Origin of the sequence: Nocardia sp. NPDC004654 (assembly GCF_040609595.1) — a bacterium.
Lineage (GTDB): Bacteria > Actinomycetota > Actinomycetes > Mycobacteriales > Mycobacteriaceae > Nocardia.
In genome coordinates this window covers 1,222,246-1,235,597 of the sequence record NZ_JBEXKI010000001.1, presented here as the reverse complement: position 1 = coordinate 1,235,597, position 13,352 = coordinate 1,222,246, and the positions used below count along the sequence as shown (strand labels likewise).

12 protein-coding genes are annotated in these 13,352 nt (G+C 67.9%); 3 read left to right on the top strand and 9 right to left on the bottom strand.

Annotated features, from left to right (window positions below):
* The first annotated feature begins 9 nt into the window (after positions 1-9).
* The gene (locus tag ABZV58_RS05795) at positions 10-1,065 is read left to right on the top strand and encodes a ferredoxin--NADP reductase (RefSeq protein WP_354998968.1); all 1,056 of its coding nucleotides are present in this window, start codon (positions 10-12) and stop codon (positions 1,063-1,065) included.
* 163 nt (positions 1,066-1,228) lie between these two features.
* Here ABZV58_RS05795 and ABZV58_RS05790 read toward each other — a convergent pair whose 3' ends face one another.
* The 3 genes from ABZV58_RS05790 to ABZV58_RS05780 form a co-directional block, all read right to left on the bottom strand.
* Positions 1,229-1,972: a DNA alkylation repair protein gene (locus ABZV58_RS05790; protein WP_354998967.1), complete on the bottom strand. Its 744-nt coding sequence runs from the start codon at positions 1,970-1,972 to the stop codon at positions 1,229-1,231.
* 157 nt (positions 1,973-2,129) lie between these two features.
* A complete protein-coding gene (locus tag ABZV58_RS05785) occupies positions 2,130-2,894 on the bottom strand; it encodes an aspartate/glutamate racemase family protein (RefSeq protein WP_354998966.1) in 765 nt (254 codons plus the stop codon).
* A gap of 42 nt (positions 2,895-2,936) precedes the next feature.
* Positions 2,937-4,133: an FAD-dependent oxidoreductase gene (locus ABZV58_RS05780; protein WP_354998965.1), complete on the bottom strand. Its 1,197-nt coding sequence runs from the start codon at positions 4,131-4,133 to the stop codon at positions 2,937-2,939.
* 188 nt (positions 4,134-4,321) lie between these two features.
* Here ABZV58_RS05780 and ABZV58_RS05775 point away from each other — a divergent pair, with 188 nt between their 5' ends.
* Both ABZV58_RS05775 and ABZV58_RS05770 read left to right on the top strand, forming a co-directional pair.
* Positions 4,322-4,693 (top strand): SPW repeat protein, encoded by a 372-nt coding sequence (locus ABZV58_RS05775; RefSeq protein WP_354998964.1) that lies wholly within the window; start codon positions 4,322-4,324, stop codon positions 4,691-4,693.
* Positions 4,694-4,766: 73 nt separating this feature from the next.
* A complete protein-coding gene (locus ABZV58_RS05770) occupies positions 4,767-5,423 on the top strand; it encodes a TetR/AcrR family transcriptional regulator (protein ID WP_354999051.1) in 657 nt (218 codons plus the stop codon).
* Between the two features lie 6 nt (positions 5,424-5,429).
* On the opposite strand, the gene ABZV58_RS05765 is transcribed toward ABZV58_RS05770, so the two are convergent.
* The 6 genes from ABZV58_RS05765 to rpsL all read right to left on the bottom strand — a co-directional run bounded on the left by ABZV58_RS05765 (position 5,430) and on the right by rpsL (position 13,294).
* On the bottom strand, positions 5,430-6,245 hold the full coding sequence (locus ABZV58_RS05765) for an alpha/beta hydrolase (protein ID WP_354998963.1): 816 nt from the start codon (positions 6,243-6,245) through the stop codon (positions 5,430-5,432).
* 227 nt (positions 6,246-6,472) lie between these two features.
* Positions 6,473-8,599 carry an elongation factor G gene (fusA, locus tag ABZV58_RS05760; protein ID WP_354998962.1) on the bottom strand — a complete coding sequence of 709 codons (2,127 nt, stop codon included), beginning with the start codon at positions 8,597-8,599 and terminating at the stop codon, positions 6,473-6,475.
* 270 nt (positions 8,600-8,869) lie between these two features.
* Positions 8,870-10,060 (bottom strand): elongation factor Tu, encoded by a 1,191-nt coding sequence (tuf, locus tag ABZV58_RS05755; RefSeq protein WP_354998961.1) that lies wholly within the window; start codon positions 10,058-10,060, stop codon positions 8,870-8,872.
* A 134-nt stretch (positions 10,061-10,194) separates the two neighbouring features.
* Positions 10,195-12,297, bottom strand: a complete 2,103-nt coding sequence (gene fusA / locus ABZV58_RS05750; RefSeq protein ID WP_354998960.1) for an elongation factor G — start codon at positions 12,295-12,297, stop codon at positions 10,195-10,197.
* 150 nt (positions 12,298-12,447) lie between these two features.
* Positions 12,448-12,918 (bottom strand): 30S ribosomal protein S7, encoded by a 471-nt coding sequence (rpsG, locus tag ABZV58_RS05745; RefSeq protein WP_011211611.1) that lies wholly within the window; start codon positions 12,916-12,918, stop codon positions 12,448-12,450.
* Position 12,919: 1 nt separating this feature from the next.
* Positions 12,920-13,294 carry a 30S ribosomal protein S12 gene (gene rpsL / locus ABZV58_RS05740; protein ID WP_014353064.1) on the bottom strand — a complete coding sequence of 125 codons (375 nt, stop codon included), beginning with the start codon at positions 13,292-13,294 and terminating at the stop codon, positions 12,920-12,922.
* Positions 13,295-13,352: the final 58 nt, after the last annotated feature.

Sequence of the window (13,352 nt, the reverse complement as noted above, 5' to 3'; positions counted from 1 at the left end):
GAGGACGTCATGACAACCGTCGAAGTTCCCCACGGCTCGCGCTCGGTCGTGCTGCGGGTTGCCGCGGTCATCGCCGAGACGGCCGACACCAACTCGCTGGTCTTCGACGTCCCCGACGAGCTGCGCGAGAAGTTCGAGTACAAGCCCGGACAGTTCCTCACGCTGCGCATCCCCAGCGACCTGACCGGCTCGGTGGCCCGCTGCTACTCGCTGGCCAGCTCGCCGCACACCGACGACCAGCCCAAGGTCACCGTGAAGCGCACCGAGGGCGGCTACGGCTCGAACTGGGTGTGCGACAACGTGAAAGCGGGCGATCAGCTCGAGGTGCTGCCGCCCTCCGGCGTCTTCACACCGAAGAACCTCGACGAGGACCTGCTGCTGTTCGGGGCGGGCAGCGGCATCACGCCGGTGATGTCCATCCTGAAGTCCGCGCTGGCCCGCGGCACCGGCAAGATCGTGCTCGTCTACGCCAACCGCGACGCGGAAACCGTGATCTTCGCCCGCGAACTGCGCGAACTCGTCGACAAGCATCCGCAGCGGCTCTCTGTGATCCACTGGCTGGAGCCGCTGCTCGGCCTGCCGACCGCCGACACGGTCGCCACCCTCGTCGCGCCCTACACCGGCTACGAGGCGTTCATGTGCGGGCCGAAGCCGTTCATGGACCTGGTGCACGACGCGCTCGGCCGGCTCGGCGTTCCACGGTCGCGCACGCACGCCGAGGTGTTCAATTCCCTTGCCGGAGACCCGTTCGCCGACCAGGCGCCGGTCGAGGTGAGCGACGAGGAGGCCGCCGACGCGGCGACCGTCGAGGTGGAACTCGACGGCGAGGTGCACGAGCTGAGCTGGCCGCGCAAGCAGACGCTGGTCGACATCATGCTCGCCAAGGGTCTCGACGTGCCCTACTCCTGCCAGGAGGGCGAATGCGGGTCCTGCGCCTGCACGGTGCTGGAGGGCAAGGTCGAGATGGAGAACGCCGAGATCCTCGATCCCGAGGACATCGAGAACGGGTACATCCTCGGCTGCCAGGCGCGGCCGGTCACGGATCGGTTGCGCATCCAGTTCTGAGGGGCGCTCGACCGCGCAGGTTCAGCCTGTGCCTCAGCACGCCGACCGCGCATCGCGGCATCCTGCCTGCGCTCAGCGCGCCGCCCGGGTGGGCGTTCGGAGCTGGCGCCGAGGCCGCCCTTGGCGTGGGGCCGGTCTTCGGACGCCGCGCCGATCGGCGCCCTCACCGCGCCGCGCGGTAGGCGGCTCGTTCGGCGGCCCCGAGATGTTCGGTGGCGTAGCCGAGCGCGGTGCGGCCCATCCGGGGCGCGTGCTCGTCCAGGAAGCCGGTCAGCAGCGCCCGGTCGATGCGCTTGCCGACCTCGCGCAGCATCCAGCCGACCGCCTTCTGGATGAGGTCGCGGCGGTCGGTGAGGAGTCGTTCGCAGAGCTCGAAGGTCGTGCTCGCATCGCCTGCCTTGATGAAGGCGAAGGTGGTCAGCAGGGCGACGCGGCGCTCCCACAGCGAATCCGCGGCGGCCAGCTCGAAGAGCAGATCCCGTGGCCGGTCCAGCAACCACGGGCCGAGGACGTTCTCGGCGGACACGTCGACGAGGTCCCAGTTGTTCACCCGGCCGCGCCGCACGGCGTCCAGGTACAGCCGCACCATCTTCTCCTGCCCCGCCACGTCGAGCGTGCGCGGCTTGGCCGCCTTGGCGAAGCGGGCGTTCAGGATGACGAGACCGGCTAGGCGCTCCTCGTGCACGGCGCTGTCGAGCAGGTCGTCGATCTCGCTGAGTTCCAGTGCGGCAAAGCGTTTGGCGACCGCGCGGGTCATGGGGACGCGCACACCGACGAACACGTCACCCTCGCCGTACTCGCCGGGACCGGTCTTGAAGAAGCGCTGGAGATGGATCGCGTCGGCGGGATCGGCGACCTCCGCGAGCGCCTGCCGAACATCCGCCGCGGTCGGCACTGTTTCGATCATCGACGGCTCCCGTCCCTCGGCGCGGCGCGGGATCCGTCCCGCACGCGATCATTCAACACCGCCGAGGGAACGAAGCAGGAAAGCCGGATCGAACCCGCGCGTTCAAATCGGACACGCGCGTTCAATCAGACCCGCGCGTTCAATCAGACCCGCGCGTTCAATCAGACACAGCGCCGAGGATGCGCCCCGATTCGAAGGCCGCGGCGCTCGCGGGCAGCGTGCCGGGCCGTCCGCTGTTCAGTACCCGAACCACTCCGTTGCCGGTGGTCGGCCTGCCGAGCGCGTCCATCCGCCGAATGGTCTGCGCGGCAACGGCTTGCGCGCTGTCGAACAGGCGGACGCCGACCGGCAGCGCCGCCACGATGGCGTCGATGACCAGCGGGTAGTGCGTGCAGCCGAGGACGACGCCCTCGACGTCGTCGGGCGTCTGCTCGGCGGCGCGGGCGATGGAATCGCGGGCAGCGACCAGATCGCCACGGTCGATGGCGTCGGCGAGGCCGTGACAGGCGACGCCGACCACCTTGGCGTCGCCGCCGAACTCCGCGATGAGGTCGGCCTGGTACTTGCTCGCGGTGGTCGCCGCGGTGGCCCATACCGCGACCGAGCGGCAGGCCGCGGCCGCGGGCTTGATGGCGGGCACGGTGCCGATCACCGGGACGCCCGGGCCGACGTCGGCGCGCACGTGTTCCAACGCGGTGACGCTGGCCGTATTGCACGGCAGCACGATCACTTCGGCGCCGGACTCGACCGACCTGCGGGCCGCGCCGACCACGCGATCGACGGTCCACCGCTCCGGCTTCGGGCCCCAGGGAGCGCCGTCCGGGTCGAGTTGCAGCAGCAGGTCCACGTCCGGCCGTAGCTTGCGCAGCCAAGCGGCCGTGGGCAGCAAACCCAGCCCCGAGTCGATGAGCGCGACGATCACATCGACCACCGTATTACAGGCGAACCCGCCGGCCGAACCGTCTCAGGTGGACGCGAGCAGGTCGGCGACCGGCGCCGCCGCGGCGATCTTCGCTCGGGCCTTCATCACCTGGCCCGTCATCCCCGCCCCGACGACGCCGGTGAGGACGCCGTTCCTGGCGTAGTAGGCGAGGAACTTGCGGCCGTCGTCGGTGACAACCGTGACCTCGTCGGCGGCGCTCGGGGTGCCGAGGGCCTGGATCTTCACGTCGTACTGGTCGCTCCAGAAGTACGGGACCCGCGCCGCGGTGGGCGGCTCCGCGCCGAGCAACGCGCAGGCCAGCAGCTTGGCTTGTTCGCCCGCGTTGGTCCAGTGCTCGACCCGCTTGCGTTGACCGGTCTCATGCCGCCACGCGGCGACATCGCCCACGGCCCACACCCGGTCCGCGGAGGTCCGGCCGACCTCGTCGGCGAGCACGCCGCCACCGTCGGCGGGTTCGGCGAGCGCGATCCCGGAATCGGTCAGCCATTCGGTCACCGGGCGCGAGCCGACGCCGATCACGACCAAGTCCGCGACCAGCTCGGTGCCGTCGGACAACAACGCGCCCCGCACCCGGCCCGCGTCGTCGGCGAGGAAGGTGTCCAGTCCGGTGTGGCAGCGCAGGTCGACGCCCTCGGCGCGGTGCATGCGCGCGACCAGCTCGCCGACCTGTTCGCCGAGCACTGAGGCCAGCGGCGTCGGCTGCGGTTCGATCAGCGTCACCTCGACACCCGCCGCGCGGAAGCTGGCCGCGAGCTCGCAGCCGATGAAGCCCGCACCGACCACGAGAGCCCTTGTGGCGATACGCAATTCGTCGCGCAGCGCGGCCGCGTCCGTGTGCCCGCGCAGCACGTGCACGCCGGTCAGCTCGGGCAGGCCGGGCAGGCGGCGCGGACGCAGGCCCGTCGCGATGACGAGCTGGTCGTAGTCGACGACGCTGCCGTCGGCCAGGGTGATCCGCCGCGCCGCGGTGTCCAGGGCGGTCGCCGCGGTGTTCAGGCGCAGCTCGATCCGCTTCTCCTCGAAGAATTCCGCGGGGCGCAGCGTCGTGTCGTCGGTCTCGCCGCGGACGAATTGCTTGGACAGCGGTGGGCGGTCGTAGGGCAACCGCGCCTCGTCGCCGATCAGGACCAGTTCGCCGGTGTATCCGGCGCGGCGCAGTTCCTCGGCGGTGCGCAGCCCGGCGAGTCCGGCCCCCACGATCACGATCGGCGCGGTCATGCGGCAATCCCTTCATCCGTCGGCACGATCCTCACCCTAGCGTCTGCTTGGTCAAGTTCGGATGTGTCGGCGGTCACTCTCGATGGGTCGGCTATCGCCACGCAATCGTGTCCGTACCGATATTGATCGGGCGGTCAATCAGGACTATACCGAGGTCAGAGCACAATTCGAGCCCTAGGAGGCACACCATGTTCACCGAGAGTCGCGCGCAGGACCTGCTTGCCGTCATACTCGGCGCCTTCACCGCCCTGTCCCCCATCTGGGTGGACACGAACGACCGGGCAATGTGGACGATGATCGTCCTCGGCGTCTTGATCGCCCTCACCGGCCTGGCCCAGATGGCCCGACCGGCCATGGCGATGGCCGACTACGCCATGGCGCTGTTCGGTGCGCTGCTGTTCATCGCGCCCTGGGCGATGGACTACACCGAGTTCCGCGGTGCATCCTGGACCTCGTGGATCGTCGGCGTGGTCACCGTAGTCGTCGCGGTCGCGGCGCTGCCCGCGGTCACGGCGCGCATGCACCGGACGACCAGCGGAGGAATGGCTCCGCACCTCTGATGCGTGACGTGCTAATCCCCCATCGCGCACCGGTCTTCGGCCGGACGGCAACGAGGACGCAGCACTGATGCAGATGCCCAAACCCGGTCGCCACCTGGTCCGGCGATCGGTGGATCCCACCCGGACCGGGCGCCGCCGCAGCGCCAAGATCGACGGCAACGCCCGGCAGCTCATCCTGGACGCCGCTGAAAGCCTCTTCGCGGCCCAGGGTTTCGACGCCACCGCGACGGCGGCCATCGCCGCGGGAGCCGGCGTGCCCAAAGGCCTTGTCTTCTACTACTTCCCCACCAAGGACTCGATCCTGTCCGCGCTCATGGCCGAGCGCATGCCCACGCAGCCGATCGACGACATCGGCGCCGTCGTCGCACCCGGCGACCCGGCCACCAGCCTGGTCAACCTCGACGCCGCGCTGAACCTGCGCGACCACCATTCCTCGGTGCTGCGGGTGATCATGTGGCGCGAGGCCGACACCCATCCCGACGTGCGCCGCCAACTCCGCCACCTGCGCGACCAACTCCTCGACGTGACCGCCCGCGTCCTCCAGGCCAGCGCGCCCGCCCCGGTCCGCCCCGGCACCTTGCGCGCCTGCGCCGCCGCCTGGGTCTCGGCCATGTTCGCCATCGCCAGCACCGACCGCCTGCACGCCCTCGACGGCATCCCCCTCCCCACCACCGACGAAATCCTCAACGTCGCCCAGGTCGTCGCCGCCGGAATGACCCAACTCGGCTGAATGGCGTCAATCCTCGTATTCCGTGAGGAATTCGACCACGTCGGGGGCGAAGCGGGGGTGTTTGACGGTGCCCATGTGGGAGGCGCCGGGGTAGATGTGGAGGCGGGAGTCGGGGATGCCGTCGGCGGTGCGGCGGAAGGTGGCGGTGGTGTAGAACTCGTCGCGTTCGCCGCCGATGACGAGGGTGGGCGCGGTGATCTCGCCGAGGCGGTCCGAGAGGTCGAAGGCGTCCTCGGCGCGGACGAAGGCGAGGGTGTCGGACGGGTTCGCCGGACGCACGAACGGATCGAGCAGCCACATGGCGCCCTTGGTGAGGCGGTCGGTGAAGGTGGTGGGCGACGGCATCATGTGGTGCAGCGCCCTGCGACCCTCGGCCGCCGCTTCGGCGTAGTTCAGCTGCGAGGTGCGCACCGCGTCCTCCAGGCGATAGCCCGAAGCGCCGATGACGAGCCTCCGGACGACATCGGGATGGTCGGCGGCCAGCTGCAACGCGAGCGATCCACCGGAGGAGATGCCGAGAATGTCCACGGGCGTGGCGAATTCGGCGCGCAGCGCCTCGGCGTGCTGGGCGGCGATCTCGGCCATCGTGGTGCCCTCGGCCATATCGGGCGCCCTGTTCACCGCGTACACGCGAAAGTGCCCGGCCAGTGGCGCGAGGGTCTTGATCTCGGACTCGCGCATCCATCCGGTGGGATTGGCGTGGTTCGGAGTGAACCACCGCAGGAACACCAGCGGACGGCCGGAACCCAAAGCGAGATAGGGCATTCCGTGCTGGAGCGCACCCTCGACGATATCGAGATCGGTGTGTGCGGACCTGCTCATGCTTCCCTCCGGTGGCGACGACGGCTCGACACGTCGACCGTATCGGCAGGCCCCGACAGATCCGCGCAGGTGCGGCTTCGCGTCGCCGCGCTCCGAGCGTCAGGACGACCGCACCACGCAGCCGCCGAGTCGGAGCAGTCCGGCGGCCGCGAGGACGCGGGTAGGCCGTTCGTTGCGACGGGACACGCGAACGGCGCCGTTCCGTACGGAACGGCGCCGTCTACCGGTCACCTGCCTTCGATGATCGCGTTCGCCAGCGCGGCGGGCACTTCGGCGTAGGAATCCAGCACCATGGCGTAGTTCGCCCGGCCCTGCGTCCGCGACCGTAGGTCACCGATGTAGCCGAACATCTCCGTCAGCGGAGCCAGCGCCCGCACCACTCGCGCGCCGCCGCGCTGCGCCACGGTCTGGATCCGGCCGCGTCGCGCGTTCAGATCACCGATGACCTCGCCGAGGTACTCCTCCGGGGTGACCACCTCGACCGCCATGACCGGCTCGAGCAGCGCGGGCCCGGCACGCACCAGCGCCTCCCGCACCGCCTGCGCGGCCGCGGTGCGGAACGCGAGTTCGGACGAATCCTGCACGTGCGCAGCGCCATCGAGCAGCACAACGCGCACGCCGAACACCGGATACCCGGCCAGCACACCGCTGCGCAGCGCGTCCTGCGCACCGGCGTCCACCGCGGGCAGGTACTCCTTCGGCACCCGGCCGCCGGTCACCCGGCTCTCGAATTCGTAGCTCGCGCCGTCGTCGGCCGCGAACGGTTCCACCGCGAGCACCACCTTCGCGAACTGTCCACGTCCGCCCACCTGTTTGCGATGGGTGTACTCGAACCGGTCCACCGAGACGGTGACGGTCTCGCGGTAGGACACCCGCGGCGCGCCGATGGTCGCCGTGACGCCGAACTCGCGCCGCATCCGGTCGAGCAGAATCTCCAGGTGCAGCTCGCCCATGCCGCCGATGACGGTCTGCCCGGTCTCGGCATCGACCCGCACCGAGAACGTCGGATCCTCGTCCGCCAAGCGCTGGATCGCCTCGCTCAGCTTTTCCTGATCGGATTTGGTTCGCGGCTCGATCGAGACCTCGAGCACCGGATCGGGGAACGTCATCGACTCCAGCACGATCTGGTCGTGCGGGTCGCACAGGGTGTCGCCGGTCGCGGTGTCCTTCAGGCCGATCACCGCGCAGATGTCACCGGCCGCCGCCGCTCCGATCGGGCGCTCGATGTTCGAGTGCATCTGGAACAGCTTGCCCAGCCGCTCCTTTCCTCCCTTCGTCGAATTGAGCACGGCGGCACCGGTTTCGACGCGGCCCGAGTACACCCGCAGATAGGTGAGCTTGCCGAAGTACGGGTGCGCCGCGACCTTGAACGCCAGCGCCGCGAACGGCGCGTCCTCCCGGGGCTCGCGGTGCACGAGTGTGTCCTCGCGGCCGGGCAGGTGACCGTCGACGCCGCCCGCGTCCAGGGGCGAGGGCAGATAGTCGACGATCGCGTCGAGCATCGGCTGTACTCCCTTGTTCTTGAACGCCGAACCGCACAGCACCGGATAAAGCTTCGAGGCGACCGTGCACCGCCGAATGGCGGCCTTGATCTGCGCGATCGTCGGCACAGAGCGCACGGCCGGAGCGAATGCGGAGGTAGGCGCATCTGCGAGATACTGCTCGAGCAGTTCCTCGTCGGTGTCGGCGAGGGTTTCGAGCAGTCGCTCGCGTTCGCGCTCGGCCCGCTCGCGCAGCTCGGCCGGGACGTCGGCGACGGTGTAGCGCGCACCGAGCTCCGTATCCTCGTGCCACACAATCGCTTTCCACTCCACCAGGTCGATGACGCCCGTGAATGCGTCCTCCGCGCCGATCGGCAGCTGCACGACGAGCGGTGTCACGCCGAGACGCTCCGCGATGGTGCGCACGGTGAAATCGAAATCCGCACCGAGCTTGTCCATCTTGTTCACGAAGCAGATCCGCGGCACGTCGTACTTGTCGGCCTGCCGCCACACCTGCTCGGACTGCGGCTCGACACCCTCTTTGGCGTCGAAAACCGCTACGGCGCCATCGAGTACGCGCAACGAACGCTCCACCTCGACGGTGAAGTCGACATGGCCTGGCGTGTCGAGGATGTTGATGCGGTGCTGTTTCCAGAAGCAGGTAGTGGCGGCAGCGGCGATCGTGATGCCGTGCTCTTGCTCCTGCACCATGCGGTCCATCGCCGCGTTGCCGTCGTGCACCTCACCGATCTTGTGAGTGACGCCGGTGTAGAACAGGATTCGTTCGGTAGTGGTGGTCTTTCCGGCATCGATGTGCGCCATGATGCCGATATTGCGTACCCGGCCGAGATCGGCCTGCGTCCCGCGAGTCATGGGATCCCCCAACTGGTTTCGTCGAAGATGTCGACGCTCGCCTAGTTGGTGCGCTCCGGTGACGGCACGAGCATCGTGTCGCGCGACGCCGACCGGCGCCGAAGACACGCCGCCGATCTACCCCCGCGCTCGCGGACCCGAAGTAACCATGTCCCATGTCTACCGCCCCACCCATCCGGCCGTCCACCGAATTACAGTTCCTCCCCGGAAACGCCGAACGGCGCCGCTCCTTGCGGAGCGGCGCCGTGGGGAGATCGGTGATTCAGCGAATCACTTGATGATCTTGGTGACGCGGCCGGCGCCGACGGTGCGGCCACCCTCGCGGATCGCGAAGCGCAGGCCCTCTTCCATGGCGACCGGCTGGATGAGCTTGACGCTCATCTCGGTGTTGTCGCCCGGCATGACCATCTCGGTGCCCTCGGGGAGGGTCACGACGCCGGTCACGTCGGTGGTGCGGAAGTAGAACTGCGGGCGGTAGTTGTTGAAGAACGGGGTGTGGCGGCCGCCCTCGTCCTTCGACAGGATGTACGCTTGGCCCTCGAAATCGGTGTGCGGGGTGGTGGTGCCCGGCTTCACGATGACCTGGCCGCGCTCGACGTCCTCGCGCTTGATACCACGAACCAGCAGACCGACGTTGTCGCCCGCCTGGCCCTGGTCGAGCAGCTTGCGGAACATCTCGATACCGGTGACCGTGGTCTTGGTCTTCTCCGGACGGATGCCGACGATCTCGACTTCCTCGTTCACGTTGATCACGCCACGCTCGACGCGACCGGTGACGACGGTGCCACGACCGGTGATGGTGAACACGTCCTCGACCGGCATCAGGAACGGCTTGTCGGTCTCACGGACCGGCTCCGGGATCGACTCGTCGACCGCGTCCATGAGGTCCTCGACGGCCTTGACCCACTTCGGGTCGCCCTCGAGCGCCTTCAGGCCGGAGACACGCACGACCGGCGCGTCCTCGTCGAACTCCTGGGCGGCCAGCAGCTCGCGGACCTCCATCTCGACGAGCTCGAGGATCTCCTCGTCGTCGACCATGTCCGACTTGTTCAGCGCGACCAGGATGTAGGGCACGCCGACCTGGCGGGCGAGCAGCACGTGCTCACGGGTCTGCGGCATCGGGCCGTCGGTGGCGGCGACCACCAGGATGGCGCCGTCCATCTGCGCCGCACCGGTGATCATGTTCTTGATGTAGTCGGCGTGACCCGGGGCGTCGACGTGCGCGTAGTGGCGCTTGTCCGTCTGGTACTCGACGTGGGAGATGTTGATCGTGATACCACGAGCCTTCTCCTCCGGCGCCTTGTCGATCTGGTCGAACGCGAAGGCCGCGTTCAGATCGGGGTACTTGTCAGCCAGCACCTTGGTGATCGCCGCGGTCAGCGTGGTCTTGCCGTGGTCGACGTGACCGATGGTGCCGATGTTGACGTGGGGCTTCGTCCGCTCGAACTTCGCCTTCGCCACTTTGGGTCCTCCTGGACTGTGTTGGTTCCTGCAGTTGCAGCAGTGCGGGGGTCATCCCCGCGAGTGCGGGAATTCGGGGTCTTGCTGACTCCCGGTGAGTTCCGGGGCAAGTGTGCCACCTGCCCCGGAGGGGACTACTCGCCGGTCGCCTTGGCGATGATCTCCTTCGACACGTTGGCCGGAACCTCCGCGTACGAATCGAACACCATGGAGTAGTTCGCCCGGCCCTGGGTCTTCGACCGCAGGTCACCGATGTAACCGAACATCTCCGAGAGCGGAACCAGCGCCTTGACGACACGGGCACCACTGCGTTCCTCCATGGCCTGGATCTGGCCACGGCGGGAGTTCAGGTCGCCGATCACGTCGCCCATGTAATCCTCGGGCGTGGTGACCTCGACAGCCATCATCGGCTCGAGGATCACCGGACCGGCCTTACGGGCCGCTTCCTTCAGGGCCTGCGCGCCGGCGATCTTGAATGCCATTTCCGACGAGTCGACGTCGTGGTAGGCACCGTCGAGCAGGGTGACCTTCAGGTTGACCAGCGGGTAGCCAGCGAGCACACCGTACTGCATGGCGTCCTGCGCACCGGCGTCGACCGAAGGGATGTACTCCCTCGGCACACGGCCACCGGTGACCTTGTTCTCGAACTCGTAGTGCGCGCCGTCCTCGCCGACGAACGGCTCGAGGGCGATGATCACCTTCGCGAACTGACCGGAACCACCGGTCTGCTTCTTGTGGGTGAATTCGAGCTTCTCGACCGTCTTGGTGATGGTCTCGCGGTAGGCCACCTGCGGCTTACCGACGTTCGCCTCCACCTTGAACTCGCGCTTCATGCGGTCCACGAGGATGTCGAGGTGGAGCTCGCCCATACCGCCGATGACGGTCTGGCCGGTCTCGGCGTCCAGCTTGACCGAGAAGGTCGGGTCCTCTTCCGAGAGACGCTGGATCGCGGTGCCCAGCTTCTCCTGGTCGGACTTGGTCTTGGGCTCGATGGAGACCTCGATGACCGGGTCCGGGAAGGTCATGGACTCCAGCACGATCTGGTTCTGCGGATCGCACAGGGTGTCACCGGTGGTGGTGTCCTTGAGGCCGATGACCGCGTAGATGTGGCCCGCGGAGGCCGCACCGACCGGGTTCTCCTTGTTGGAGTGCATCTGGAACAGCTTGCCCAGACGCTCCTTCTTGCCCTTGGTCGAGTTGATGACCTGGGCGCCGGAGTCGACCTTGCCGGAGTACACGCGGACGTAGGTCAGCTTGCCGAAGAAGGGGTGCACCGCGATCTTGAACGCCAGCGCCGCGAACGGCTCGTCGGCGCTCGGCTTGCGGGTCAGCAGCTCCTCTTCCTTGCCGGGCACGTGGCCGGTGGTGGCCTCCACGTCCAGCGGCGAGGGCAGGTAGTCGATGACCGCGTCGAGCATGGGCTGCACGCCCTTGTTCTTGAACGCGGAACCACAGAGCACCGGGTAGAGCTCGGAGGTCACCGTCAGCTTGCGGATGGCGCCCTTGATCTCCTCGATCGTGAGCTCCTCGCCGCCGAAGAACTTCTCCAGCAGCGCCTCGTCCGACTCGGCGACGGTCTCGAGCAGCTCCTGGCGGTACTGCTCGGCCTGCTCCTTCAGGTCGTCCGGGATCTCGACGACCTCGTACTGCTCACCGAGCTTGGTCTCACCGCGCCACACCTTGGCGTTGTTCTCGACCAGGTCGACGATGCCCACGAAGGTGTCCTCCGCGCCGATCGGCAGCTGGATGACCAGGGGCTTGGCGCCGAGGCGCTCCTTGATGGTGCGCACGGTGAAGTAGAAGTCCGCACCGAGCTTGTCCATCTTGTTGACGAAGCAGATCCGCGGCACGTCGTACTTGTCGGCCTGACGCCACACCTGCTCGGACTGCGGCTCGACGCCTTCCTTGCCGTCGAACACCGCGACGGCGCCGTCGAGCACGCGCAGCGACCGCTCCACCTCCACGGTGAAGTCGACGTGCCCGGGGGTGTCGATGATGTTGATCTGGTTGTCGTTCCAGAAGCACGTGGTAGCCGCGGAGGTGATGGTGATACCACGCTCCTGCTCCTGCTCCATCCAGTCCATCGTGGCCGCGCCGTCGTGGACCTCACCGATCTTGTAGGTGATACCGGTGTAGAAGAGGATGCGTTCGGTAGTGGTGGTCTTACCGGCATCGATGTGGGCCATGATGCCGATGTTTCGGACCTTGTTCAGGTCGGTGAGCACGTCCTGTGCCACGGAAATCTTCCCCGCTCGTAGCTAGTTGGGATCTTCGGGTTCCAGACCCTGTCGGGTCATCACTATGTCAACGCCGGGAGGGGCACCGAAGTGCCGCCTCGCGACTGTGAGCCTTCCGGCGCCGACACGGAGCGACGGGCCGGCCGGCAATCACCAGCGGTAGTGCGCGAACGCCCGGTTCGACTCGGCCATCTTGTGGGTGTCCTCGCGACGCTTCACCGAAGCGCCCAGGCCGTTGCTAGCGTCGAGCAGCTCGTTGGCCAGACGCTCGACCATGGTCTTCTCACGACGCGCGCGGGCGAAGTTGACCAGCCAGCGCAGCGCGAGGGTGTTGGCACGGCCGGGACGAACCTCGACCGGAACCTGGTAGGTGGCGCCACCGACGCGGCGGGGCTTCACCTCGAGCGACGGCTTGACGTTGTCCAGCGCGCGCTTGAGGGTGACGACCGGGTCGGTGCCGGTCTTCTCGCGCGCCTGCTCGAGCGCGCCGTAGACGATGCGCTCGGCGGTGGACTTCTTGCCGTCCAGCAGGATCTTGTTGACCAGCTGGGTGACCAGCGGCGACCCGTAGACCGGGTCGTTGATCAACGGACGCTTGGGAGCGGGGCCCTTGCGCGGCATATCAGCTCTTCTCCTTCTTGGCGCCGTAGCGGCTGCGGGCCTGCTTGCGGTTCTTCACACCCTGGGTGTCCAGCGAGCCACGGATGATCTTGTAGCGGACACCGGGGAGGTCCTTCACACGACCGCCACGGACGAGCACCATCGAGTGCTCCTGGAGGTTGTGGCCCTCGCCGGGGATGTAAGCCGTGACCTCGACCGCGCTGGTCAGGCGAACACGCGCGACCTTACGCAGCGCGGAGTTCGGCTTCTTCGGGGTCGTGGTGTACACGCGGGTGCACACGCCACGACGCTGCGGGCTCCCCTTGAGGGCCGCGGTCTTGGTCTTGGCGACCTTGTCACGGCGACCCTTGCGGACCAGCTGGTTGATGGTTGGCATAGACCGGCTTTCCTTGTTGTCTAACGCGGTGTCTGGAACTTATGTCTTGTGTTCATCG